Below are 24560 nucleotides of genomic sequence, written 5' to 3'. Positions count from 1 at the left end.
CGGGTGACTTCCCCCTGCAAGGCCCACAGCGGCGACACCCCTGCCCTCCTCTCCCCCTCGCGCCGGGGCTTCCTGGCCGCCGCGCTCGCGGGCGCGGCGCTGACCCTGACGCCGATGACCTTCGCGTCCGCGGACAGCGGCAAGAGCAAGACCAAGACGATCACCGGCCACCTCAATCCGGGTGCTGCCGACTTCGTGTACCTGCCCGTGGAGGTCCCCGCGGGCGTGAACAAGATCAGCGTCTCCTACACGTACAGCAGGCCCACGGTGGCGCCGGGCCTGCTCTCCAACTCGTGCGACATCGGCATCTTCGACGAGCAGGGCACCCGCCTCCAGGGCAAGGGCTTCCGGGGCTGGTCCGGCGGCTTCCGCACCGAGTTCTTCATCAGCGCCGCCGAGGCCACGCCCGGCTACCTGCCCGGACCGATCGGCAAGGGCACCTGGAACATCGCCCTCGGCCCCTACCAGGTCGCCGAGGCCGGGCTCGACTACTCGGTCACCGTCACCCTGGACTACGGCCCGGACGGCGCGCCCTTCCAGCCGAAGTACCCGGCCCAGGCCGTGGCCGGCAAGGGCGCGGGCTGGTACCGCGGCGACGCCCACCTGCACACCGTCTACTCGGACGGCAAGCGGACCCCGGAGGAGGTGGCCGCCGGCGCCCGCGCCGCCCGCCTCGACTTCATGATCTCCACCGACCACAACACGCCCGCCTCGCACGGGGTGTGGGGGCCGCTCGCGGGCAACGACCTCCTCATCCTCACCGGCGAGGAGGTCACCACCCGCAACGGCCACTACCTCGCGCTCGGCCTCCCGCCCGGCGACTGGATCGACTGGCGCTACCGCGCCCGGGACAAGGGCTTCGAGGACGCCGCGCAGCTCATCCACTCCCGCGGCGGCCTGGTGGTCCCGGCCCACCCGTACTGCCCCTACGTCGCATGCCGCTGGAAGTTCGGCTACGACGACGCGGACGCGGTCGAGGTCTGGACGGGCCCCTGGACCCATGACGACGAGATGTCGATCAGCACGTGGGACTCGATGCTGATCCACTCCGTCCGCACCAACGGCCGCTGGCTTCCGGCCATGGGCAACTCCGACGCGCACAGCTCCCCGCAGGTCATCGGCTGGCCGCACAACGTGGTCAACGCCGCGGCGCTCTCGCACGACGCGATCCTCGAGGGCATCCGCAGCGGCCGGTCCTGGATTGCCCAGTCGGCGGACATCACGCTCGACCTCGCCGTGAAGTCCGGCGGGAAGACGGCGGGCATCGGCGAGCGGCTCGACGTCGCCCCGGACGCCCCGGTCACGGTGACGGCGACCGTCGGCGGGGTCCCGAACGGCGTGGTCCGCTTCATCACGGACGAGGGCCAGACGCAGCAGGTCACCCTGCCGGCCTCGGGCCAGGGCACGGTCACGTGGGTCACGACCCCGCAGCTCGCCGCCTACCTGCGCGTCGAGGTCCGCCACCCGAAGGGGGACGGCACCTCGGGCAGCGGCACCGAGATGGGGCCGGACCTCCCCCTCGGGCCGATGGCCGCACTGACGAACCCGATCTTCCTCGGGTCGAAGTAGCGGCACCGGAGGCACGACGTCGGCGGCCGGCCCCGCGCGAGGCGGCCCGCCGACGTCGTGCTCGCCGACAGCGGCGCGCTCAGGCGCGCGCGGCCACCGCCACCTTTACGGGGGCGCCCGTCTCGAGGGACTCCTGGGCAGCGTCGGCCACGCGCGAGGCGGCGACGGCGTCCTCGGGCGTGCAGGGGTTCTCACGCTCGCCGAGGACGAGCTCGACGAAGGCCGCGAGCTCGGCACGGTAGGCAGCGTCGAACCGCTCGGCGAAGGTCTTATGGGTCTCCCCGCCGGGGAACGCTGCGCCGGGCTCGGTCGAGCGCAGCGCGGTCTTCTCGTCCAGGCCGACCATGACCGAGGACTGCGACCCCTGGATCTCGAGGCGCACGTCGTGCCCCGCCCCGTTGTAGCGGGTCGCCGAGACGGTGCCCACGGTGCCGTCGTCGAGCGTCACCACGGCGAGCGCCGTGTCCACGTCCCCGACCTCGCCGATTGCCGGGTCGCCGTTGTTGGAGCCCCGGGCGTAGACCTCCACGATCTCGCGTCCGGTGAGCCAGCGGAGGATGTCGAAGTCGTGCACGGAGCAGTCGCGGAAGAGGCCGCCCGAGGTGGCGATGAACTCGACCGACGGGGGAACCATGTCCCCGGTCATGGCGCGCAGCGAGTGGATCCAGCCGATCTCCCCGGCGTCGAAGCGCCGCCTGGCCTCGAGGTAGCCGGCGTCGAAGCGGCGCTGGTGGCCGATCTGCACCGTGCCGCCCTTCGCCGCGATGTACTCGAGCACCGGCAGGGAGTCGGCCACGGATCCCGCCACCGGCTTCTCGCAGAACACCGGGATGCCGGCGTCCACCCCGGCGCGGATCAGCTCGGGGTGCGTCTGCGTCCCGGTCGCGATGACGAGCGCGTCGACGCCATGGGCGATCAGGCTCGGCGCCCCGCCCGGCACGAACTCCGCGCGGACCTCGGCGGCGACGCTGCGGGCATGCTCCTCGGCAACGTCGGTCAGGGCCAGGCGCAGGTCTACGCCGCGGTCGGCGAAGTGCCGCACGAGGGCGGCGATATTGCGGGCGTGCATGACGCCGATGCGGCCGACGCCGACGAGCCCGAGGGTGATGGTCTTCATGCGACACTCCTTTGCGTATGGGAACGTTCCAACAACAGGATTAGAGTATCCCTGAAGCCAAGGCCTCGGGTCAAGGTTTGTCCTGACATGGAAGAAGGAGTACCGGTTGGCCAAGTCCGTGACGATCCTCGACGTCGCCGCGCGCGCAGGCGTCTCGAAGTCCGCCGCATCCCTGGCGCTCCGCGGCACCGGGTACGTGAGCGAGGCCAGGCGCCGCGCGGTGCTCGAGGCCGCCGAGGAGCTGGGCTACCGGCCCAACGCCGCCGCCCGGGCCATGGGGTCCGCCCGCAGCGGGATCGTCGGCCTCATTCTCGACGACCTCCGGAATCCCTGGTACGTCCCCGCCGTGGAGGGCCTCTCCGGCGGCCTCCACGCGGCCGGGCTGAGCCCGCTGCTCGGCGACTGGCGCCTCGAGGGGGCCGGGCTCGCCGAGCGCTACCTCGAGCTGCGGGTCGAGGGCCTCGTGCTCGTGGGGACGCTGGATGGCGCCGAGGAAGCCCTGCCGCCTCTCGGGCCGCTGCCCGTGGTCCAGGTCGGTGCGGCGCGGGCCCAGGTGGCCGGAGCCGCCGTCGTGACCAACGACGACCGCGAGGGCGCACGCCGCGTGGTCCGCCACTTCGCGGAGCTCGGGCACACGAGGGTTGCCCATCTGGCCGATCCGGGGACCGCCGTCGGCGACGCCCGCCGTGCGGGCTTCGAGGCCGAGGCGCGCCGTGCGGGGCTCGACGCGGTCACGGTCGCCGCCGGCCGCACCGAGGAGGCCGGACGCCTCGCGGCGCTCGAGGTCCTGCGAACCGACCCCCGCCCCACCGCGATCTTCGCCGTCAACGATATGGCGGCCCTCGGCGCGCTCTCCGCGGCGGAGGAACTCGGGCTGCACGTCCCGGAGGACCTCTCGCTGGCCGGGTACGACGACACCCCTGCCGCCCGCCTGCGCGCCGTCGGCCTCACGAGCGTGGACAACGCCAGCCGGGAGGCCGGGCGGGTCGCCGCCGCCCTCCTCGCCGAGACGATCGCCGCCCGCGGCGTGCCGGACCCCGCCGCCGACGGCGGCGCGGCCACTCTCCTCGACCCCGAGCTCAAGGTGCGCTCGAGCACCGCGCCGCCGGCCGCCGTCGTGCGCCGGGCCCTTCCCGCCGCCCTCGGGTGAGCCCAGCGGATCCTCCCGGTTCCGGCGGCGACAGGAGCCCGCGACAGGAGTACCCTGCGGAGCATCCGAGGATCGAGAGCCAACCACCAGGAGGCCGCGATGTCAGGCTCACGACAGTCCATCCTCCGGCGCAAGCCGATCGGTGACATCGAGGAGGAGGCCGGCATCGGGCACCTGTCGCGGACCCTCGGCCTCTGGCAGCTGACCGCGATCGGCGTCGGCGGGATCATCGGTGCCGGCATCTTCTCCCTCGCCGGAGCCGTGGCGCACCAGACCGCCGGTCCGGCCGTGCTCATCTCCTTCCTCGTCGCGGGCGTCGCGAGCGCGGCCGCCGCCCTCTCCTACGCCGAGTTCGCCGGCATGATCCCCAAGGCCGGCTCGGCCTACACCTATGGGTACGCGGCCCTCGGCGAGGTGGTGGGGTGGTTCATCGGCTGGGACCTCCTGCTCGAGTACACGGCCATCGTCGCCGTGGTCGCGATCGGCATCTCCGGGTACTTCGGCTTCCTCGTGGGCCAGCTCGGCGTCGACCTGCCCGCGTGGATGCTCGGCGCCCCCGGCACCGGGCCGGGGCACGTGGTGGACGTCTTCGCGATCATCCTGTGCCTGCTCACGGCGTGGATCCTGACCCGCGGCATCCAGAGCACGGGCCGGTTCGAGCTGCTGGTCGTGGCCCTGAAGGTGCTGCTCGTCGTGGTGATCGTGGTCCTCGGCGTGTTCCACATCAACAGCGCCAACTACCACCCCTACTTCCCCTTCGGCTTCGGCGGGGTGATGACCGGCGCGGCCACGGTGTTCTTCGCCGTGTTCGGCTACGACGCGATGAGCACCGCCGCCGAGGAGTCGCGCGACGCCACCCGGCACATGCCCAAGGCCATCATCTACTCCCTCGTGATCGCCATGGTCCTCTACGTCCTCGCGACCCTCGTGCTCACCGGGATGCAGAACTACACGCAGATCGATCCGAAGTCCGGCTTCGCCAGCGCGTTCGCCGCGGTGGGGCTCCCCGGGGTCGCGGACGTGATCGCCGTCGGCGCGATCATCTCGATCCTGACGGTGATGCTCACGTTCATGCTCGGCGTCACCCGCGTGTGGTTCTCGATGAGCCGCGACGGGCTGCTGCCGAAGTGGTTCGCCCGGACCGATCCCAAGCGGCACGTCCCCACCCGGGTCACATGGATCGTGGGTCTCGGCTCGGCCATCCTCGCCGGCGTCCTGCCCATCAACACCGTCGCCGAGCTGACCAACATCGGCATCCTGTCCGCATTCGTGGTGGTGTGCCTGGCCGTAATCGTGCTGCGCTACCGCAGCCCCGAGATCCCGCGGTCCTTCCGCACGCCGCTCATGCCGGTGGTGCCCGCGATCGGGGTCCTGTTCTCCCTCTGGCTCATCATCTCCCTGCCGTGGGAGACGTGGGTGCGGTTCGCCGTGTGGCTCGTGGTAGGCCTCGCCATCTACTTCGGCTACTCCCGCCGGCACTCGCTGCTCAATCCGGACAGCCCGCGCCATGCCCAGGCGGGTGCCCCGGGCGGGCGGTGAGGGTCCGCGCACGACGGCGGGTGGCCGGCGTCGTGCGCGGGTCCCCTCCCCTAGCCGCGCACCTTCTCCACGAAGAGGCCGGCCCGCGCGCCCAGGCCCTCGACCCGCTTCGCCACCACGAGCGACGGATCGGGGTTGATGGGGTCCGCAGGCGGTGCGACGCGCACGTTGGCGCTGCACTCGAAGTCGGCGCAGATGAGGGTGCCGACCGTGTTGCCGTTGCGCCCCGAGGCGCCGGCGCGGCGGGCCACCCACAGCAGGACGTCATTCGTGGCATCCACCGAGCGGCACAGGTCGCACAGCACGGCACGGTTCTTGCGTGCTCCGCCCTCGGGCGCGCGGAGCATGGCGGAGACGATCCGGCCGCCGGGCTGCGGGACCACGAGGTAGCCGCGCAGGGGCATCTTCGGGTCGCGCCAGCCCAGGACGTCGAGGGCATCCCAGTCGAGCTCGTCGAAGTCCTTCGGCGGGGTGAGGCGGGCGGCCTCGGACCGGCTGGCGTTGATGAAGGAGGAACGGATCTGGTTCAGGGTGGTCTTTTGCATGGGAGGGCTCACTTTGCGGCATCGCTTCGGGCCCGCGCTCGTCGGAGCGGGGCATGACGGGCGGTGTCTGCCGTCCGGGGTGCCGTGGGGTGCCCTCGTCCGATGGTCGGCACGCGGCGGCGCGCCGGGCACCTACGGGCTCGGGTTCAGGAAGCCTGGTTCAGGCAGCGGAGGCAGACGGGCGCAGGGGTGCGCAGCAGGCCGTCATGGCCACCCCGCTCACTGCAGCGATCACGTCTGCTTCCCCTCATGGCGCCGGCCGGCGCGTCCTCGATGAGCCTGTTTCGTCGCGGCCGGGACCCCCGGCCGCGACGATGCTACCACGCGGCGCAGGGCCCCGGCCTACGGCGTCCGGGTCTTCGCGGCGGCCTTCTGCGCGCGCTTGAACTCGCGCACCTTGGCCAGCGACTCCGGGGAGACGATGTCCGCGACGCTGCGGTGGGAGCCGTCCTCGCCGTAGGGGGCGGAGGCCTCGCGCCAGCCCGCGCCGGCGTAGCCGTACTGCTTGCCCAGCAGCGCCAGGAAGATCTTGGCCTTCTGCTCCCCGAAGCCCGGGAGCTTCTTCAGGCGCCTGAGCACCTCGGCGCCGTCGGGGGCGCCCTCGGTCCACAGGGCCGCCGCGTCCCCGCCCCAGTCCTGCTCGATCGCCGCGCACAGCGCCTGGACGCGGGCCGCCATCGAGCCGGGAAAGCGGTGCACGGCCGGGGTCTCCTTGAACAGCGCCGCGAACTCGTCCGGGTTCGTGTGGGCGAGCGCGGCGGCGTCCAGGGTGCCCGCGCGCTCGGCGATCTTGAGGGGACCGGCGAACGCGGTCTCCATGGGGACCTGCTGGTCCAGGAGCATGCCGATGAGCAGGGCGAGCGGGTCCTCGGTGAGCAGGCGGTCGGCGGCGGCGTCGCCGGTGATGCGCAAGGTCATGGCGCCAGTCTCCCACCGGGCCCCGGCGCGGTCGAACGGTTCAGCGCCCGAATGCGGCCCCGAAGGCGCTGAGCGCCGCCTCGGAGTCGCCGGAGGCGTAGGCCTCCATCCCCACCGTGCCGGAGTAGCCTGCCTCCGCGAGCGCCCGATGCACCACGGCGTAGTTGATCTCGCCCGTGCCGGGTTCGCACCGGCCGGGGACGTCGGCGACCTGGACTTCGCCGATCCACGGCATCGCCTCGCGCACGAGTTCGATGAGGTTCCCTTCGCCGATCTGGGCGTGGTACAGGTCGAGCATCAGCCGGACGTTCGGATGGTCCACGGCGCGCACGAGGGCGAGCGTGTCCTTGGCCCGCGCCAGGGGAACCCCGGGGTGGTCGCGGAGCGTGTTGAGGTTCTCCAGGCAGAACGTGAGGCCGTGGCGGGCGCCCAGCTCGCCGAGGCGCCCGAGGGCCTTCGCGGCGGTGAGCCACATCGTCCCGTCAGAACGCCAGTGCGGCCGCGCCGCATGCCCGTCCACGAGCTCGGCCGGATGCACCACGAGGCGCTCGACGCCGAGCTCGAGCGCCGTCGGGATGAGGGACTCCGCGGTGTCCACCACGTGGTCGGCCGTCTCCGGCTCGACGAGCGACCCGGTCACGTAGCCCGTCATCGACGAGAACCGCGCGCCCGTGGCCGCGAGGCCGGCGAGGTCCTTGCTGCGGGAGTCCCAGATCTCCACGTCGAACCCGGCCTCGTGGATCCGCCGGGCCCTCTCGACGAAGGGCAGGTCAGTGAACACCATCTCGGCGCAGACGGCAAGCCTCATCGCGCTGCCGCCCCAGCGCTGTCGCCCGTCCCTGCGGGGGCAGAACCGGCAATCTCGGCCGGCGCCCCGCGCTGGACCGACTCTATGCACGCGCGGGCGACGGCGAGGGCGCGCCTCGCGTCGGCGAGGCCGGGCGTGAGCGGCACACCGTGGTCGGGGGCGGCGGTGCCGTCACGGCGTGCGGACACGTGGGCCACGAAGTCCGCGAGCTCGTCACGGTAGGCGTCCGCGAAGAGCTCGATGTTGACCCGGGGGGTCTCGGCGGCGAGTCCGTCGGAGGTGAAGAGGCGGGCCGAGGTCTCCGTAGCGCGGCCGGCCTGGACCATCCCGGCCGAACCGAAGGTCTCCCCGCGCACGTCGTAGCCGTACAGTGCTGAGAAGCTGGCCTCGGCGACGGCGATCGCACCGTTGCTGTACCGGATCGTGGCCACCGCCGTGTCGATGAAGCCCGCCCCCTTGAGCGAGGGCTCCACGAGGGCGTCCGCCAGCACATGTACGCTGGCCGGCTCGGCGCCGGGGTTCATCCAGTTGAGGGCGTCGAAGTCATGGATGAGTGTCTCGAGGAACATGGTCCACTCCGGCACGCGGGCGGCATTGGGAATCGAACCGGTGCCGGGATCGCGGGTCAGGGAGCGCAGGAGCTGCGGTGTTCCGACTGCCCCGGCGGCGAGCTCGCGGCGGGCCGCGAGGAAGTCGGCGGTATAGCGGCGGTTGAAGCCGATCTGCCAGTGCACCCCCGCCTCGGCCACCGCGGCCTCGACCTCGGCGAGTTCCTCGAGCGTGGTCGAGCCGGGCTTCTCGCAGAAGACGTGCTTCCCCGCGCGGGCTGCGGCGATCGAGAGCGGGGCGTGGAATCGGATGGGGCCCGCGATGAGGACGGCGTCGATCTCAGGGTCTGCGAAGAGGTCGGCGGCGTCTGCGGTCACCTTCCCGACGCCGAGCTCGGCCGCGAGCTCCGTGGCCGGCCCGAGTGCGGGGTCGGCGATGGCCGCGAGGGCGGCACCGGGGATCCGGCCGGCAAGGCTGCGGGCGTGGAAGGCACCCATCCAGCCCGCGCCGATGAGGCCGATCCGGACGGGCGCGGGACGCGTCGGGGTGACGGGGACGTAGCTCATGGGGTTCCTCTCCGGGGGATCTGCACGGTCGGTGGAGTGCGGCTTCTAGATCGATCTAGTAGGCGCCGCCCTGACAGTCTGCCACGCTTTGCCCGCAGCGTCTAGATCGATCTAGTACTGTGGGAGGAAGCATCGTCGGGAAGAAGGAGCACCAGTGGCCAAGCGCCCCACCATGGCCGACGTCGCCGCCGAGGCCGGAGTCTCCAGGGCGCTCGTCTCCATCGTCATGCGCAGCGCCCCGGGCGCGAGCGGTGCCACCCGCGAGCGCGTCCTCGCCGCCGCGGAACGCCTCGGCTACCGGCCCGACACCCGCGCCCGTCTCCTCCGCAGCGCACGCAGCCGGCTGCTCGGAGTCGTCTTCGCGGTCGAGGGCGCGTTCCACGGCGAGCTCGTCGAGGCCCTCTACCCCGCGGCGGCCGAGGCCGGGTTCGGGGTCGCCCTGAGCGCCCGCGGAGGCCGCAGGCCCGAGGCCGAGGCCATTGACGATCTCCTCGACCTCGGAGTCGAGGCGCTCCTGGTGCTCGCCCCGGAGACCGGCGAGGCGGACCTCCTGGCGCTGCCGGTGCCGGCCGTATCCGTCCTCGAGCCGTCGCGCAGCCCGCACCTTGCGAGCGTTGCCGCCGACGAGGCCGCGGGGATGCGCCTCGCGGTCGAGCACCTGCGCTCGCTCGGGCACCGGCGCATTGCCCACATCACCGGCGGCGCCGCAGTGGGCGCGCGCGCCCGCCGCGAGGCCTACGCGGCCCTCCTTGAGCACGACGGCACGGCGCGCCTGGCGCTCGAAGGCGGCCCCACGGAGGAGCACGGCATGAAGGCGGCGGAGGGCCTGGCGGCGATGCTCGCCGATCCGGCCCAGCGGGCCAGCCGGCCCACCGCCGTCGTCGCGTTCAATGACGTGCTCGCGGTGGGCCTGCTGCACGGGCTCCGCGAGCAGGGGGTGCGGGTCCCCGACGACCTCTCAGTCGTTGGCTACGACGATTCCCGCCTGGCCGCCCTGGCCCATGTGAGCCTCACGAGCGTGCGCCAGGACCCGGACGCCCTCGCCGCCGCCGCGGTCCGCGCAGCTGGGGAGGCGCTTGAGGGGCGGCACGAGCAGGTCTTGGTCCCACCGTCCCTCACGGTGCGCTCCAGCACCGTCGCCCCGCGCAGCTAGGCGCGCGCCGCGGCACCCTCCCCGATCATCCGCGTCGCCTCGAGCAGCACGCCCGCGGCGACCTCGAGCCCCTCGATCCGGCCCAGGGAGACGTCCTCGTGCTCGATGTTGACCCTCATGTCCGGGTCCACCTCCCGGAGGGCGCGGAGGAACTCGGCCCAGAACGCGGCGTCGTGCCCGCGGCCGAGGGCCACGAAGTCCCACGCGGAGTCCTTGGGCCACTCATTGGCCCACTCGTCGCCGCCGAGGTTGGTGCGCGGCTCGTCCGGGGAGAGCCGGCGGAAGCGGTTGTCCAGGACGCCGTAGAGCCTCGCGTTCTCGGGGTTGACGCGCACGTCCTTCGCCGCGGCGTGGAACACCAGGGAGCCGAGCTCGCGGACCACGGCCACCGGGTCCATCTGCTGCCAGAACAGGTGCGAGGCGTCCAGCTCCACGCCGACGTTGGTCGCGCCCGTCAGCTCGACCAGCCTGTAGACATCGGCGGTGTTGAACACGAGGTTCTGGGGGTGCAGCTCGAGGGCCACCTTGACGCCGTGGTCCGCCGCGAGGCGGTCCGTCTCGCGCCAGAAGTCCGCGGCGATCCCCCACTGGTAGTCGAGGACGTCCAGGGCGGCAGAGTTCCACGCGTTGACGACCCAGTTGGTCACGGTCGCGCCCGGCTCGCCCCCGGGCAGGCCGGACATGGTCACCACACGGTTCTGCCCCAGGCGCTCGGCGAGCCGGATGGAGCGGCGGATGTCCTCCGCGTGCTTGCGCCCGATCTCGGGCTTGGGGTGCAGCGGGTTGCCGTTGCAGTTCAGCCCCGCGATTCCCACCCCGGTGCCCTCGAAGAGGCCGAGGTAGTCGTCCCGGGCCGCGTCGCTGGCCAGGATGTCGTCGAAGGTGGGCACGTGGACGGCGGGCAGGAAGCCGCCGGTGTTGATCTCGATCCCCGTGAGGCCGAGGCCTGCGACGACCTCGAGGGCCACGGGCAGCGGGCGGTCGTGCAGGATCGCGTTGTAGACGCCGAGCTTCATGATCAGTTCTCCTTGGGGTCGTCTCTCAGCGCACGACGGCGGCGGGCTTCTCGGCGGACGGCACCTCGACGCGGCGGCCGGCCTCGGCGGCGGACTGGGCGACGGCACCGAGGATCTCCATGTTGCGCACGCCCTCGTCGAAGGTCGCGCAGCGCGGCAGCGACTCGGCCTCGGCCACCCCTGCGACCTCCTCGAGGAACGCGCGGGCCTGGTAGCCGAAGGCGTCGTTCTGGCCGAAGCCCACGCTCGGGGCATCCATGGCCAGGCCGCCGGCGATGTAGGGGTGGTCGGGGCCCAGGATCACCTGGCGGTAGCCGTTCTGCGCGTACGGGCCCTCGTTCAGGAAGAGGCCGATCTCCGCGGGGCGGCGCTGGTCGAACGAGGCCGCGCCGTTCTCGCAGAAGACCTCGAAGACGAGCGAGTTGGCGTGGCCCGCGGCGACGCGGGAGACGGACAGCGACCCCGTGCACGAGGCGAACTCGGCGGAGAAGGAGGCGACGTCGTCGTTCTCCACGGGCTCGAAGGTGTCCGAGACGGCGGCGTGGTCGTGGCCCATCACGGCCCTCAGCGGGAGCGGGCGCTCCGTGATCGCCGTGGAGAGCTCGCCGCCGGAGACCGACCGGATGTCCCCGCAGAGGAACTCGCCCACGTAGGCGAGGTGGCTGCCGACGTCCGCGAGCGCGCCCGAGCCCGGGCCGCCCTTGTAGCGCCAGCTCATCGGGGCCTGCGGGCTGCAGCCGTAGTCGGTCCAGTAGCGGCCGGAGAAGTGCAGCGGCCGGCCGAGGGTGCCGTCCTGGATGAGCTGGCGGATGGCCGCGATACCGGGCGTGCGCCGGTAGGTGAAGCCGATGCGGCCCAGGACCCCACGCTCCTCGGCGGCGCGGGCGGCGTCAGCCATGGCGCGGGCGTCGGCGAGGGAATCGGACAGCGGCTTCTCGCACAGGACGTGCTTGCCGGCCGCGAGGAGGCCCTCGACCACCTCGCGGTGCAGCGAGTTGGCGATGACCACGCTCACCACGTCGATGTCGTCGGCCTCGGCGATGGCCTGCCACGAGGAGTCGTGGCGGCCGTACCCGAAGCGGGTTGCGGCGGCCTGGCCGAACTCGGCATTCACGTCGCCGATCGAGACGAGGCGGATCCCGGGGAGGGTGGGCTTGTAGAGGGTGCTCGCGGTGCGGTAGGCGGCGGCGTGGGCCTTGCCGGCCATGCCTGCGCCGATGACGGCGACGCCGAGGGGCTTGCTCATGGTTCTCTCCTTCGAGGGGCCCGGCGGCGCCGGGAGTCGGGAAATTGGAGCGCTCCAAATCACAGTACGGAACCCGACTTTGTCCTGTCAATGGGGATCCTCTGCTGACGGCGGGGTGCCATGATGGTGCCGTGCCCACAGATGCCAGCCAGCGCCCCACGATCTACGACGTGGCCCAGCGGGCAGGCGTGTCCAAGTCGCTCGTCTCGCTCGTCCTGCGGGGGGCGCCCCACGTCAGCGATGCACGCCGGGAGGCCGTCGAGGCCGCCATCGACGAGCTCGGCTACCGTCCGTCCCGCGCCGCGAGCGCGCTCGCAAGCCAGCGCACGCTGACAGTCGGAGTCCTCATCGACGATTTCCACAACCCCTGGTTCGTCGAGCTGCTCGCGGGCCTGCGCTCGGTCCTCGACCCGGCCGGGTACACCGCGAGCGCCGCCGATCTCCAGCTCGACGCCGCGGGGCGCAACCCCGTGGAGGGTTTCCTGGCCCAGCACGTCGACGCGCTCGTCATCGCGGCGGACCCGCCAGCCGGGATGCTCGACGGCGTGGAGGTGCCGATCGTCGTTGCCGGGACCCGAGAGCTCGGAGCCCTCGGGCTGGAAACGGCCCTCGATGTCGTCGCGGGCGACGACGAGCTGGGTGCGCGGCTGGCAACGGAGCACCTCCTCGGCCTGGGACACCGGCGGGTCGCCCACCTCGCCGGGCGTGGCGGCCCCGGGGAGGCCCGTCGCCGGGGGTACGAGGCGGCGATGCGGGCCGCGGGGCTCGAGCCGACGGCCGCAGGCGGGGGCGCGACCTCCGAGGCGGCCGGCTACGCCGCGGCGTGTGCGCTCCTGGATGCGCGTCCCGAGGTGACCGGAATCGTCGCCGCAAACGACGTCATGGCCGTGGGCGCGCTCGCGGCGCTGCGCGAGCGGGGACTCTCGGTACCGGACGATGTGTCCGTGGTCGGCCACGACGACTCGCCCTTGGCCGCCTACAGGTACCTCGCGCTCACGAGCGTGGACGGACACTCCCGCGAGGTGGGGGCCGCCGCCGGCGGGGCTCTCCTGGCGCGCCTCGCCGACCGCGCGGCACCGCCGCACCGCGAGCTCCTCGCCCCCGACCTCGTGGTGCGCGGCTCCACGGCCCGGCCCCCGACGACGCGTTGACGGCCGTCAGCAGTGCAGCTCCGAACCTCCTGCTACTCCCCGGGGTACACGATCCCGGTCTGACGGCGGAGTTCATCGGCCACCCGGAGGGCGAGGATGCTCGCCTCGTGCGGGCGTTCGGCGACCTCGGTCTGCCCTGCCGCGATCGCCCGGGCCGCGGCGGCGGCCTGGGAGTGCAGCCCGGCCACGTGGTCCCCCGGAGCCCCGTCCCAGCGGTGGGATTCCCCATCGGCGGTCCGCACCGTGAGTCCGCCCGGCGAGTTGAACGGCCCGTCGAACGTCATCGCAGCCTCGGCCCCGAGCACCGTCAGCTGGGCGGGCGTGTACCCGAGCATCGTCGTGGCGAGCGTGGCCTGCGCGCCGCCGGAGAAGCCGAGCATCGCGGAGAGCTGGCCGTTGACCCCGTTCGGAAGGGCCTGGCCGATGCCGAGCACCCGGTCCGGTTCGCCCAGGATGTCGGTCGCGAGGGCGATGAGGTAGATGCCCAGGTCCAGCAGGGGGCCGCCGGCGAGCGCGGGGCTGTGCGCGCGGTGGCTCGGCGGGAGGTACTCGCCGTAGTCGCCCATGACGGCGGTCAGCGACCCCAGGCGGCCTTCGCGGATGAGCTGCCGTGCCACGTCGTACGAGGGCAGGAAGACGGTCCAGAGCGCCTCGGCAGCGAAGAGTCCGCGTGCCCGCGCCGCGCCGGCGATCTTCTCGGCCTCTGCCGCGTTGATCCCGAAGGGCTTCTCGACGAGGACGTGCTTGCCGGCCTCGAGCGCGGCGAGGGCCACCTCGAAGTGGGCCGTGTGCGGGACGGCGACGTAGACGACGTCGACCTCGGGATCCGCGGCAAGGGACTCGTAGGAGCCGTGTGCCCGCAGCCCGCGCGGGGCGGCGAAGGCCTCGGCGCGGCCGAGCGAGCGGGAGCCGACCGCTGTGACGCGCTGCGAGCCGTGGCGCGCGAGGGACTCGGTGAAGCGCTCACCGATCCAGCCGGGCCCGGCAATGCCCCACCGCAGCGAGGGCGCATCGGCTGGGTCGGGCACGCGGGGCGCAGGGAACTCGAAGGCGCTCACTCGTACACCACCGGGACGAACGCGCCGCCGGCGTCGATCGAGGCCGCGAGGGCCGCAGCGATCTCGGAGGCGCGCAGTCCGTCGCGGGCGCTCGCGAGGGGCGACGGCGCGGCCGTCCGGAGGGAGTCGATCCACGCCTGGAGCTCGATCCGGTAGGCGTCGGCGAAGCGCGGCCGCCAGTCGGCCGGGTACTCGGCGGCGCGGCGCCGGTCGAGGCTGAGCTCGAGGAGCGGGGCCTCGGTGAAGCTCGCCGTGCCGCGCTCGCCCACCACCTCGAGCCGCGTCGAGTAGCCGTACTGGGCGTTGAGGAACAGCTCGAGGGTCACGAGGGCGCCGTCTGCCATCCGCAGGAGCATGAAGGCCGGGTCCTGGAGGCCAGCGGGCGCGAGGGCGGAGGCCTTGCGCCCGCTGACCCAGGCCGCCTCGGCCACGTCGGTGCCGAGGAGCCACGGCATCGAGTCCAGCTCGTGGATCGCGGAGTTCGTGATGGCGGAGACGTCGGTCGCATCCGGCGCGGAGCGGACGTTGCGGCTCACGCAGTGCGCCGTGAGCACCTCCCCGAGTTCCCCGGCGGCGAGGCGGCGCCTGAGCTCGGTGTGGGCGGGGTCGAAGCGGCGCATGAAGCCGAGGGAGACAAGGCTCAGGCCGAGCTCTGCCGCCATGGCTTCCTCGGCCGCGACCACCGCGCGGCCTTCCTCGACCGTGGGCGCGAGCGGCTTCTCGCACAGCACGGGCTTGCGGGCGTCGAGGCACGCGAGGATGAGCTCGGCGTGGGTCGAGTCGTGGGAGGCGATCACCACGGCATCCACGTCCGGGTCCTTGATGAGGGCCTTCGGGTCGGCCGTGGTCCGCGCGCCCGCGGGGCCTGCCGCGGCCGCGGCACGGCCAGCATCCAGGTCCGCGACGAGGGCAACGGAGGCACCGCCGATCCTGCCGGCGAGATTGCGCACGTGGTCCGCGCCCATGATTCCGGCGCCGATGACGCCAACTCTGATGGTCATAGTGGTCCTCTCGGTGTCCATGCGTACTCCGGCTGCCCGCTCGCCGAGCGCACGACGCCGGCGCGGCGGGCTGGGTGCCCACCGCGCCGTCGTGCGCCGTTCAGCTGGCTAGGATTTGGGCGCCTCTGCCTCGACGGCAGCGGCCTCGGCTTTGACTTCCTTCAACGCCTGAGTGTGGCCGCCGAGCTGTTCGAGCTCGTGGGCCAGCTCGGCGAGCTCGGCGCCGCCGGCCATCTGGGCGGTGAGCTCCTCGAGCGTGATGTCCTTCTTGTCGTAGTAGCCGATCGAGCGGCCGCGCTTGAGGAGCAGGAACCGGTCGCCGACCGGGTAGGCGTGGTGGGGGTTGTGGGTGATGAAGATGACTCCGAGCCCGCGGTCGCGGGCCTGGAGGATGTAGCGCAGGACGACGCCGGACTGCTTCACCCCGAGGGCGGCCGTCGGCTCGTCGAGGATGAGGACCTTGGCGCCGAAGTAGACAGCCCTGGCGATGGCCACGCACTGGCGCTCGCCGCCGGAGAGCTGGCCGATGGGCTGTTCGACGTCGCGCAGGTCGATGCCCATGTCCGCCAGTTCCTTCTTGGTGATCTCCTTCATCCGGTTCACGTCCATGCGCTTGAACGGGCCGAACCCGGTGGTCAGCTCGGATCCGAGGAAGAAGTTGCGCCAGATGGGCATGAGCGAGACGACGGCGAGGTCCTGGTAGACCGCCGCGATTCCGGCGTCCAGGGCCGCCCGCGGGCTGCTCAGCTTCCGCTCCTCGCCCATGATGGTGAAGGTGCCCTCATCGTGCTGGTGCAGGCCGGCGATGATCTTGATCAGCGTGGACTTGCCCGCGCCGTTGTCGCCCAGGACGCAGGTCACGCGCCCGTTGTCCACGGCCATGGTCACGTCCCGCAGTGCGATGACGTTGCCGTAGTGCTTGCCGATCTTGTCCAGCCGCAGCAGGTGCACGGCTCTGTCGGTGAGCGGGTCGGTCTCCCCCGAAGCGGCGAGGAGTTCCTTGTTGCTGACGTGCTGTGCCATGGTTGCCTACTTCAGTTCTGCGCGGCGCTTGACGATGAGGTTCACGATGGTGGCCAGCAGGAGCATGAGGCCAAGGAAGAACTTGAACCAGTCGGGGTTCCACTGCGCGTACACGATGCCCTTGTTGGCCATGCCGAAGATGAAGGCCCCGATGGCCCCGCCGACGGCCGAGCCGTATCCGCCCGTGAGCAGGCATCCGCCGATCACCGCCGCGATGATGTAGAGGAACTCGTTGCCCACGCCCTCGCCGGACTGCACCGCGTCGAAGGCGAAGAGGTTGTGCATGCCCAGCATCCAGCCGCAGAATCCGACTCCCATGAAGAGGCCGATCTTCGTGGCCGTGACCGGCACGCCGACGGCGCGGGCGGCGTTGGCGTCCCCGCCCGCGGCGAAGATCCAGTTCCCCACGCGGGTGCGCAGCAGGATCCACGAGGCGACGACGACCAGGACCACCCAATAGAAGACGGTGATCTTCACGTCCACGCCCGCGATGCTGACGGACGAGGCGAAGATCGCCTTGGCCGCGCCGAAGCCGTCCATCTGGGCGATGGAGGGAGACGACACAGCTCCGCCGATGGCACGGGTGAGCGCCAGGTTGAGACCGGTGAGCATCAGGAACGTCGCCAGGGTGACGATGAAGGACGGCAGCTTGGTCTTGACCAGGATCCACCCGTTGATGAACCCGATACCGAGCGAGACGACCAGGGCCAGCACCACTCCCACCCAGACGTTCACGCCGAAGTTCCACGAGAACAGCGACGCGGTCAGGGCCGAGGAGATCACCGCGACGCCGGCGGAGAGGTCGAACTCGCCGCCGATCATGAGCAGTGACACGCCCACAGCCATGATCCCGATGGTGGAGGACCCGTACAGCACGGTCGCGAAGGCGTTGGGCTGGAGGAACGTGCTCGAGACGGCGGAGAAGAAGATGAACAGGACGATGGCGCCGACGAGCGCGCCGACCTCTGGACGTCCCAGAAGCTTCTGGAAGGGACTGCGGCGCCCAAGCCGCTCGTCGGCTGCCGGCACGGGTGCCGGGGCCGAGGGCACTGTTGCTGTTGCCATGGGAATGACTCCTTGTGGGCGGGCCGCGCGGCGTCCGTACGCACGCCGCGCGGCCCAGTACCGGTTCTAGCGGACGCCCTGCTGGGCGAACTTGAGGACGTCGGACGCGTTGGACTTGTCCACGATGGTCGGACCGGTCAGCACGGGCTGTCCGCCTCCGATCTTGAAGCCGCCCCGCTTGTTCTGCCAGAGCGCATCGACCGACATGTAGCCCTGCAGCCACGGCTGCTGGTCAACGGTGAAGATGACCTTGCCGTCCACAATGTCCTGGGCGAGCTCCGCGTTGAGGTCGAAGCTGGCGACCTTCGCGGAGCTGCCGGCGTCCGAGACGGACTTCAGCAGCGTGATGGTGATCGGGGCGCCGAGGCCGATGATCACATCGGCGTCCTTCGTGGCCTGGAGCTTCGCGGTCGCCGTGGACTGGACCGAGGTCATGTCCTGGCCGTTGACGTAGAGGATCTCGGTACCGGCGACCTTGGACTTGACGCCCGCGCAGCGGTTCTCGAGGCCCACATGACCCTGCTGCTGGATGACGCAGATGGGGTGCTTGAAGCCCTCGGAGGCGAGCTTGGCACCGACGGCCTCGCCCGCGAGCTTCTCGTTGGAGCCGAAGTGCGTGAAGGCGCCGAGCTGGGCTGAGACGTCCTCGCCGGCGTTGAGGCTCACGACCGGGATGCCGGCGTCCGTCGCCTTCTTGACGACGTCCTTGAGCGCATCCGGGGTGGCGAGCGTTACCGCGATGCCATCGACCTTCTGGTCGATGGCCTGCTGGACTAGCTGCGCCTGGCGGCCCGCCTCCGGGTCGTTGAGGTACTGCAGGTCAACGTTGTCCTTCGCAGCAGCCTCCTCGGCGCCCTTGCGCACGATGTCCCAGAACGTGTCGCCCGCCGCAGCATGTGTGATGAGCGCGACCTTGATCTTCGGCGTCGAGGCAACTTGGCCTCCGCCGCCGCTGCCGCTCGCGTCCTGGGCCTTGCCGCCGCCGGAGCAGGCGGAGAGGGCGAGCAGGGGAACGGCGAGGGCGGCGAGTGCTGCGCGCCGCCACGAGTACTTCGTCACAGGGAATCTCCTTCGATCCGTGCCCCGCCGCTGACACTCCGTCGCGGCGACCGGGCTTGGGACGATCTTGGGTGACGGAAATCACCCATGTCAATACTTTGTCCACACATATGCACTAATTCCTCACACGCGACGACCGCTCCGAGCGCCTTTGTCAGCTCAGCTGGATCGCGAGACTTTCCACAGAGACGGCGTGATTTGCCTGACATTCCGCAGATCGGGGTGCTACGATCAGGGTGGATATTTTGTCCTATCAAACAAACATGCGGACCGGAGTCCTTTCTCCCACGGGAGGCCCCGGGAGCCCGGACCCAAGGAGGGGTCATGGCAACGACGCTCAATATCGCCATCGACCGGTCATCGCCCGTCCCGCTGTACCACCAGGTGGTCCAGGGCATCGAGGCCATGATCCGCAGCGGGACCCTGGAGCCCGGCTCGAAGCTCGAGAACGAGATCGAGCTCGCGTCCCAGCTCAACCTGTCCCGTCCCACCATGCGCAAGGCCATGGACGAGCTCGTCCGGGCGGGCCTGCTCGTCCGCAAGCGCGGAGTGGGGACCCAGGTGGTCGCCAACCAGGTGAGGCGCCACCTCGAGCTGTCGAGCCTCTGGGACGATCTGTCCCGAGGCGGCAAGTCACCTGCTACCAGGGTGCTCAGCTTCCGCCACGGGCCTGCCGAACCGGACCTCAAGGAGACGCTGCAGCTGCCCGCGGGCGTGGGCGTCTACCACTTCACCCGGTTGCGCTCGGTCGACGACAAGCCGCTCGCGCTCATGGAGAACTGGGTGCGGGACGACGTCGCGGAGCTCACCGAGGTCGGCCTGCGGGAGCACGGCATGTACCAGATCCTCCGGGACGCGGGCGTCAACTTCCGGCTCGCCAACCAGCGCATCGGCGCGGCGGTGGCCGACGAACACCAGGCCGAACTGCTTGAGGTGGCACCCGGCTCGGCGCTCGTGACCATGGAGCGCACCGCGGTCGACGACACGGGCCGCAGCGTCGAGACCGGCCGGCACGTCTACCGTGCCGACTCCTACAGCTTCGAGATGACGCTGGTCCAGCGGTAACGCGCGGCCGGCACGACGGAAGGAACCAGATGGCACAGTGGGTCTATCCCCTCGGCGCGGCGGAGGACGGCGACTGGCAGGTCTCGCTCGGCGCGCACGACTCCTCCACGGCCGTCAGCGGCTGGGCGCACACAGGCCTCAAGGTCGCAGAGCTCGCACCCGGCGCGAGCGTGGCCCTCGACGCTGCCGACGAGGAGCGGATCGTGGTCCCGCTCACCGGCGCCTTCGACGTCAGGGTCGACGGCGAGCCCCACCTCCTGCGCGGCCGCCCCTCGGTCTTCGCGGGCCCCAGCGACGTGCTCTACACGGGGATCGGGACAGCCGTCACCATTACGTCGGCCGACGGCGGCAGGGTCGCCGTCGCGCTCGCCCCCGCCAAGGCGGAGTACCCGACCCGGCTGGTCCGCGCCGAGGAGACCCCCGTAGAGCTGCGCGGCGCCGGAAACTGCTCGCGCCAGGTGCACAACTTCGGGACCCCGGCGGCGCTCGAGGCGGACCGGTTCATCGTGTGCGAGGTCATCACCCCCGCCGGCAACTGGTCCTCCTATCCCCCGCACAAGCACGACGAGGAGAAGGACGGCGAGACGGCGCTCGAGGAGATCTACTACTTCGAGACCCGCCTCGCTCCCGGCTCCGACACCGCCGACCAGGACGGCGCCGGCCAAGACCCGGTCGGGTACGCCCGTGTGTATGCCTCCGACGAGCGGCCCATCGACGTCCAGGCGGAGGTGCGCACCGGCGATGTGGTGCTCGTCCCCTACGGCTGGCACGGGCCCGCGATGGCGGCCCCCGGCTACGACCTGTACTACCTCAACGTGATGGCAGGCCCGGGCCGCGTCCGCGACTGGCTCATCAGCGACGACCCGCACCACGGCTGGGTGCGCTCGACGTGGGAGGGCCAGCAGGTGGACCCGCGCCTGCCGTTCACGTCCTAGGCAGCGGCCCGCCTACGACGCCGAGGGGCTCGCGCTCGACGACGGGCTCGACGACATGCCCGAGGTCTCCGAGCTGCTGGACGTGCTCGAGGAGCTCGGGCTGCTGGTCTCGGTGGACGTCGACGAGGAGCTCGTCATGCTCGAGGACGGGCTCGACGTCGAAGACGTCGAGGACCCGGTGGCCTTGTGCAGGACGTCGTTCACGAGCCCCTCGAGCTCGTGCTGGTCGGTGTCGCCGAGGTTGCCGCCGCTCTTGGTCGCGACGACCAGGAGCCTGCCCTGGGCGCCCGAGACCTGCATGAGCATGTCCGAGCTGTTGTCGCCGCGGGTGCTGACCGTGCCGAACGTCTCCGCGGCGTCCGTCGTGGCCTGGAGCTGCTTGCTCGAGACCGTGACCTTCTGGCCCAGCGCCGAGACGGTGAACTTCGCGCAGGTGCCCATCTTGCCTTCGATGTCCTTCAGGACCTGCTGCGAGTCGGGGCCCTCCGAGCCGGACTGCGCCGAGACCGTCCGCGGCTTCTGGCTGTCAGAGATGGCCACCGCCACGGAGCCGTTGTCCACGCTGTTGACCAGGCCGGCCGTCGCGATGGACTTGCAGTCGCTCGGATCCACCGTCGCCGTGCTGAGCAGCACCTTCCCGAGGTCCTTGCCCGTGTTGACCTGGTCCTTGGAGTAGGGCTTGAGGTCGTTCCCGTCCGAGTCCTTCAGCCCCGACACCAGGGACTGGAGGTCCGAGTCGCTGTAGACCTTCGCGCTCGGGCTCGCGGAGGCGCTCGCACTCGTGCTCGGGCTCGCCGACGTCCCTCCGCCGCCCGTGCAGGCAGCCAGCGCCAGCGCCGTCACACCCACGAGCCCCGTGCCCAGAGCCTTCTTCTTCATGCCGTTCATGGTCATCCTCCGCTCGATACGGTTCCTTGGCAGCGCCGTTACCCGATACCGCGCCTCCCCCAAACCACGACGGGGACAGCAGAAGGGCCAGGTCCGGGATGATGCCCCGGGCCTGGCCCTTCGAGTGGGTGTGCGCGGACTACCCGCGCGCGTGCGCCGGCTCCCCCGTGCGCGCGGCGCGGGCCCGCGCGGAACGCTCGGCCATCTGCGCGAGCTGGTAGCGGGAGACCTCGGCGGCGTTCTCGTTCTCAGCGAAGACGCTCGAGACCATGACGGTGTCCTCCCGGTCCAGGAAGCCGACCTCGGCCAGGCCGTCGAAGAACCCGTCCCAGTTGACGTCGCCGTCGCCGATCTTGAGGTGCTGGTGCACGCGCACGGCGTTGCCCGGCGGGTTCGTGATGTAGCGCAGGCCGTGGGAGGCGTGGTGGTCCATCGTGTCGGAGACGTGCACCACGCGCAGGCGCTCGCCGGCCGCGCGCATGATCTCCAGCGGTTCGTCCTTCATGTGGAAGGTGTGCGAGGCGACGTACACCATGCCCACGTTCGGCGAGTTGAGCCCGCGGATCACGCGCAGCGCAGCCAGCCCCTCCTCGACGAAGTCGTCCGGGTGCGGATCGATCGCCACGTGGACGCCCTCGCGCTCGAAGACCGGAAGGAGCTCCTCCATGGACTTGTAGAAGCAGGCCTCGGACTCCTCGGGCTTCTCCGGCCGCCCGGAGAACTCGGTGTTCATCTGGGTGCAGCCCAGGTCCGCGGCGATCCGGATGGCGCGCTTCCAGTACCGCACGGCCGCCTCGCGCAGCGTCTCGTCCGGGCCGGACCAGCGCAGCACCGGCAGGACCGAGGCCACCTGCACGCCCGCGTCGGCGCAGGCCTTGCGGAACTGCCGGACGAGCTCGTCGTCGGCCTTCGGGTGGGTGAAGAACGGGATGAAGTCCCGGTGCGGGGTCATCTGGAGGTACTCGTAGCCGAGCTCGGCGGCGAGGGCCGGGAACTCGAGCAGCGAGTGCGTCGAGTGGAACGGCGTGGGGTCGAGCGCGAGCTTCACTGCGCGGCCCCCGCGTAGAGCGCCGGCTTCTCGTTGAGGACGACGGCGACCCGCTCGCCGCTCTTCTGTGCCTCGACCCCCGCCTCGCAGCAGGCGGCCGTCGCGTAGCCGTCCCAGGCCGAGGGACCGCCGATCTCGCCCCGGAGCGCGGCGTCGACCCAAGACTGGACCTCGACGTCGTAGGCCGTGCCGAAGCGCTCGATGAAGCTCGGGGTGACCTGCCCGCCCCACCGGCCCGAACGCCGGAGGTAGGGGCCGGAGTCGCCGCCGATGTCCACGATTCCGTCCTCGAACGCCGCCTCGGTGGCCACCTGGTAGCCGAACTGGGCGTTGACGTAGATCTCGACGTCGGCCAGCACGCCGGACGAGGTCTCGATGAGGACGTGCTGCGGATCGTGCTGGCCAGCGGGCGCCTTCGACGTGGCCTTGCCGAGACGCACCTGGACGGAGGTGATCTCCTCCCCGGTGAGGTAGCGGATCACGTCGAACTCGTGCACCACGGAGTCGTTGATGAGCATCTCGTTGGTGAACCCCGGCGGGGTGTCGGGGTTGCGGTGCCGGCAGTGGAGCATGAGCAGCTCGCCGAGCTCCTCCGAGCGGACCAGGCCGCCGAGCTGGGCGTACTCGGTGTCGAAGCGGCGCATGAAGCCGACCTGGATGCGCTGGCGGCCCAGCTTCTGCTCGGCCTCGACGATCTTCCACGCGGACGCGGCGTCAGGGGTGAGCGGCTTCTCGCACAGGATCGGGATGTCCCGCTCGAGCGCTTCGAGGAGGGCCTGCTCGTGGAGGAAGCCCGGCGTGGCGATGAGGACGGCGTTCACGTCGCCGGCCTCGTAGGCCTCCGCGGCGGTGGCGTAGGCGCGGGCACCGGGAATGTGGGCGACCGCCGCGTTCGCGCGCTCAAGGTCGATGTCGACGACGGCGGCCACGTCGGCGCCGTGGATGCGCGTGTGCAGGCGCTGGATGTGGTCCGCGCCCATACGGCCGGCGCCGATGACGGCGACGCGCAGGTTCTCAGCCATGATGGTGTGCCTTTCTCAGGAAACCCGCGTGCGGGAGCCGCACGAGAGGAGGTAGTTGCGGGTGCGCTTGGCGATCGGGAGCGGGACGTCGAACGCGACGGGGTACATGTCCTGCTCGACGATGCCGAAGATCGGGCGGTCGAGCGCCTCGACGGCCTCGATGACCTCGCGGAGGTCGGGCAGGCCCGACGGCGGCTCCGCCATGACGCCGGCGGTGTTGGCGGCGGCCCAGGTCATGTTCTCGGCGCGCACCTTCGCCAGGACGTCCGGATCGATCTGCTTCAGGTGGAGGTAGCCGATGCGCTCCGGGTACTTGCGGATGAGGTCTACGCTGCTCGCCCCGCCGTACTCCGCGTGTCCCGTGTCGAGGCACAGGGTGAGCAGCTCGGGGTCGGTGTTCTCGAGCAGCCTCTCGATGTCCGCCTGCGCCTGGACGTGGGAGTCCGCGTGCGAGTGGAACTGCTGCCTGAGGCCGAACTGCTCGGCGAGGCGGCGGCCCAGCTCGTCGTGGCCTGTGAACAGGGAGTCCCACTGCTCGGGAGTGAGGACCTCGTTCTCGACGGCCTCGCCGGTGACGTCGTCGCGCCACATGGCCGGGATGACGACGATGTGCTCGCCGCCCATCGCGGCCGTGAGCTCTGCGACCTGGCGGGCAGGCTGCCAGGCCTCCTCCCACTGGTCCCGTCCCCGGTGGAAGGCGGTGAACACCGTGCCGGCGGAGACCTTCAGGTTGCGGGCCTTGAGCTCGTCGGCGAGCCGGGACGGGTCGGTGGGGAGGTAGCCGTAGGGTCCGAGCTCGATCCACTGGTAGCCGGCCTCGGCCACCTCGTCGAGGAAGCGCTCCCACGGGGTCTGCTTCGGGTCGTCGGCGAACCAGACGCCCCAGGAGTCGGGGGCCGTGCCGATGATGAGCGTGTTCTCAGTCATGTCTCTGCTCCTCGCGGCTGCGCTCAGTTGGAGGGGAAGTTGTAGGTGGCGTCGGAGGCGTGGGTGGGTTCGGGCCAGCGCTGGGTGATGACTTTGGCGCGGGTGTAGAAGGCGACGCCTTCTTCGCCGTAGATGTGCTTGT

Annotated in this window: 23 protein-coding genes; 7 read left to right on the top strand and 16 right to left on the bottom strand. The window is 71.3% G+C overall.

The features are described 5' to 3' along the window. The first annotated feature begins 3 nt into the window (after window positions 1–3). Window positions 4–1569: a CehA/McbA family metallohydrolase gene (locus J2W20_RS11065; protein ID WP_307006655.1), complete on the top strand. Its 1566-nt coding sequence runs from the start codon at window positions 4–6 to the stop codon at window positions 1567–1569. A gap of 79 nt (window positions 1570–1648) precedes the next feature. On the opposite strand, the gene J2W20_RS11060 is transcribed toward J2W20_RS11065, so the two are convergent. Continuing rightward, window positions 1649–2686 carry a Gfo/Idh/MocA family oxidoreductase gene (locus J2W20_RS11060; protein WP_307006654.1) on the bottom strand — a complete coding sequence of 346 codons (1038 nt, stop codon included), beginning with the start codon at window positions 2684–2686 and terminating at the stop codon, window positions 1649–1651. A gap of 106 nt (window positions 2687–2792) precedes the next feature. Here J2W20_RS11060 and J2W20_RS11055 point away from each other — a divergent pair, with 106 nt between their 5' ends. Together J2W20_RS11055 and J2W20_RS11050 are read left to right on the top strand one after the other, a co-directional pair. Next, window positions 2793–3836, top strand: coding sequence for a LacI family DNA-binding transcriptional regulator (locus J2W20_RS11055; protein ID WP_307006653.1), 1044 nt, complete (start codon window positions 2793–2795; stop codon window positions 3834–3836). Window positions 3837–3935: 99 nt separating this feature from the next. Continuing rightward, complete coding sequence (locus J2W20_RS11050; protein ID WP_307006652.1) at window positions 3936–5375, top strand: amino acid permease; 1440 nt, start codon at window positions 3936–3938, stop codon at window positions 5373–5375. Between the two features lie 50 nt (window positions 5376–5425). On the opposite strand, the gene J2W20_RS11045 is transcribed toward J2W20_RS11050, so the two are convergent. The 4 genes from J2W20_RS11045 to J2W20_RS11030 all read right to left on the bottom strand — a co-directional run bounded on the left by J2W20_RS11045 (window position 5426) and on the right by J2W20_RS11030 (window position 8761). Beyond that, window positions 5426–5920, bottom strand: a complete 495-nt coding sequence (locus tag J2W20_RS11045) for an FBP domain-containing protein (RefSeq protein ID WP_307006651.1) — start codon at window positions 5918–5920, stop codon at window positions 5426–5428. A gap of 342 nt (window positions 5921–6262) precedes the next feature. After that, window positions 6263–6838: an HhH-GPD-type base excision DNA repair protein gene (locus tag J2W20_RS11040; protein WP_307006649.1), complete on the bottom strand. Its 576-nt coding sequence runs from the start codon at window positions 6836–6838 to the stop codon at window positions 6263–6265. 40 nt (window positions 6839–6878) lie between these two features. Then, entirely contained in the window at window positions 6879–7646 is a 768-nt protein-coding gene (locus J2W20_RS11035; RefSeq protein WP_307006648.1) for a TIM barrel protein, read from the bottom strand. Continuing rightward, on the bottom strand, window positions 7643–8761 hold the full coding sequence (locus J2W20_RS11030; protein ID WP_307006647.1) for a Gfo/Idh/MocA family oxidoreductase: 1119 nt from the start codon (window positions 8759–8761) through the stop codon (window positions 7643–7645). The genes J2W20_RS11035 and J2W20_RS11030 overlap by 4 nt, the downstream gene beginning before the upstream one ends. 154 nt (window positions 8762–8915) lie before the next feature. Here J2W20_RS11030 and J2W20_RS11025 point away from each other — a divergent pair, with 154 nt between their 5' ends. Then, the gene (locus tag J2W20_RS11025; protein WP_307006646.1) at window positions 8916–9914 is read left to right on the top strand and encodes a LacI family DNA-binding transcriptional regulator; all 999 of its coding nucleotides are present in this window, start codon (window positions 8916–8918) and stop codon (window positions 9912–9914) included. Here the strand turns inward: J2W20_RS11025 and J2W20_RS11020 are convergent. Beyond that, on the bottom strand, window positions 9911–10930 hold the full coding sequence (locus tag J2W20_RS11020; RefSeq protein WP_307006644.1) for a sugar phosphate isomerase/epimerase family protein: 1020 nt from the start codon (window positions 10928–10930) through the stop codon (window positions 9911–9913). The two genes, J2W20_RS11025 and J2W20_RS11020, sit on opposite strands and share 4 nt — an antisense overlap. Before the next feature lie 25 nt (window positions 10931–10955). After that, entirely contained in the window at window positions 10956–12176 is a 1221-nt protein-coding gene (locus J2W20_RS11015) for a Gfo/Idh/MocA family protein (protein ID WP_307006642.1), read from the bottom strand. 131 nt (window positions 12177–12307) lie between these two features. Here J2W20_RS11015 and J2W20_RS11010 point away from each other — a divergent pair, with 131 nt between their 5' ends. Next, complete coding sequence (locus J2W20_RS11010; RefSeq protein WP_307006641.1) at window positions 12308–13327, top strand: LacI family DNA-binding transcriptional regulator; 1020 nt, start codon at window positions 12308–12310, stop codon at window positions 13325–13327. 32 nt (window positions 13328–13359) lie between these two features. On the opposite strand, the gene J2W20_RS11005 is transcribed toward J2W20_RS11010, so the two are convergent. The 5 genes from J2W20_RS11005 to J2W20_RS10985 form a co-directional block, all read right to left on the bottom strand. Further along, window positions 13360–14385 carry a Gfo/Idh/MocA family protein gene (locus J2W20_RS11005; RefSeq protein WP_307006639.1) on the bottom strand — a complete coding sequence of 342 codons (1026 nt, stop codon included), beginning with the start codon at window positions 14383–14385 and terminating at the stop codon, window positions 13360–13362. Then, window positions 14382–15386, bottom strand: a complete 1005-nt coding sequence (locus J2W20_RS11000) for a Gfo/Idh/MocA family oxidoreductase (protein WP_307006638.1) — start codon at window positions 15384–15386, stop codon at window positions 14382–14384. The genes J2W20_RS11005 and J2W20_RS11000 overlap by 4 nt, the downstream gene beginning before the upstream one ends. Window positions 15387–15494: 108 nt before the next feature. Next, window positions 15495–16409, bottom strand: a complete 915-nt coding sequence (locus tag J2W20_RS10995; protein WP_307006637.1) for an ATP-binding cassette domain-containing protein — start codon at window positions 16407–16409, stop codon at window positions 15495–15497. 6 nt (window positions 16410–16415) lie between these two features. After that, a complete protein-coding gene (locus tag J2W20_RS10990) occupies window positions 16416–17474 on the bottom strand; it encodes an ABC transporter permease (protein ID WP_307006635.1) in 1059 nt (352 codons plus the stop codon). A gap of 66 nt (window positions 17475–17540) precedes the next feature. Then, window positions 17541–18533, bottom strand: a complete 993-nt coding sequence (locus J2W20_RS10985; RefSeq protein WP_307006634.1) for a substrate-binding domain-containing protein — start codon at window positions 18531–18533, stop codon at window positions 17541–17543. 324 nt (window positions 18534–18857) lie between these two features. On the opposite strand from J2W20_RS10985, the gene J2W20_RS10980 reads away from it, so the two are divergent. Then, on the top strand, window positions 18858–19598 hold the full coding sequence (locus J2W20_RS10980; protein ID WP_307006633.1) for a GntR family transcriptional regulator: 741 nt from the start codon (window positions 18858–18860) through the stop codon (window positions 19596–19598). 29 nt (window positions 19599–19627) lie between these two features. After that, entirely contained in the window at window positions 19628–20533 is a 906-nt protein-coding gene (gene iolB / locus J2W20_RS10975; RefSeq protein WP_307006632.1) for a 5-deoxy-glucuronate isomerase, read from the top strand. A 12-nt stretch (window positions 20534–20545) separates the two neighbouring features. Here the strand turns inward: iolB and J2W20_RS10970 are convergent, their stop codons facing one another. The 4 genes from J2W20_RS10970 to J2W20_RS10955 form a co-directional block, all read right to left on the bottom strand. Beyond that, window positions 20546–21421, bottom strand: a complete 876-nt coding sequence (locus J2W20_RS10970; RefSeq protein ID WP_307006631.1) for a hypothetical protein — start codon at window positions 21419–21421, stop codon at window positions 20546–20548. Between the two features lie 139 nt (window positions 21422–21560). Next, window positions 21561–22469 (bottom strand): sugar phosphate isomerase/epimerase family protein, encoded by a 909-nt coding sequence (locus J2W20_RS10965; RefSeq protein ID WP_307006630.1) that lies wholly within the window; start codon window positions 22467–22469, stop codon window positions 21561–21563. Next, a complete protein-coding gene (locus tag J2W20_RS10960) occupies window positions 22466–23491 on the bottom strand; it encodes a Gfo/Idh/MocA family protein (protein WP_307006629.1) in 1026 nt (341 codons plus the stop codon). Before J2W20_RS10960 ends, J2W20_RS10965 begins: the two co-directional genes overlap by 4 nt. A gap of 15 nt (window positions 23492–23506) precedes the next feature. Then, on the bottom strand, window positions 23507–24418 hold the full coding sequence (locus J2W20_RS10955; RefSeq protein ID WP_307006628.1) for a sugar phosphate isomerase/epimerase family protein: 912 nt from the start codon (window positions 24416–24418) through the stop codon (window positions 23507–23509). Window positions 24419–24560: the final 142 nt, after the last annotated feature.

The sequence above is a fragment of the Sinomonas atrocyanea genome (genome assembly GCF_030812675.1).
GTDB lineage: Bacteria > Actinomycetota > Actinomycetes > Actinomycetales > Micrococcaceae > Sinomonas > Sinomonas atrocyanea_B.
Note: the sequence above shows the minus strand (reverse complement) of the source record. Positions and strands in the feature narration are given on the sequence as shown.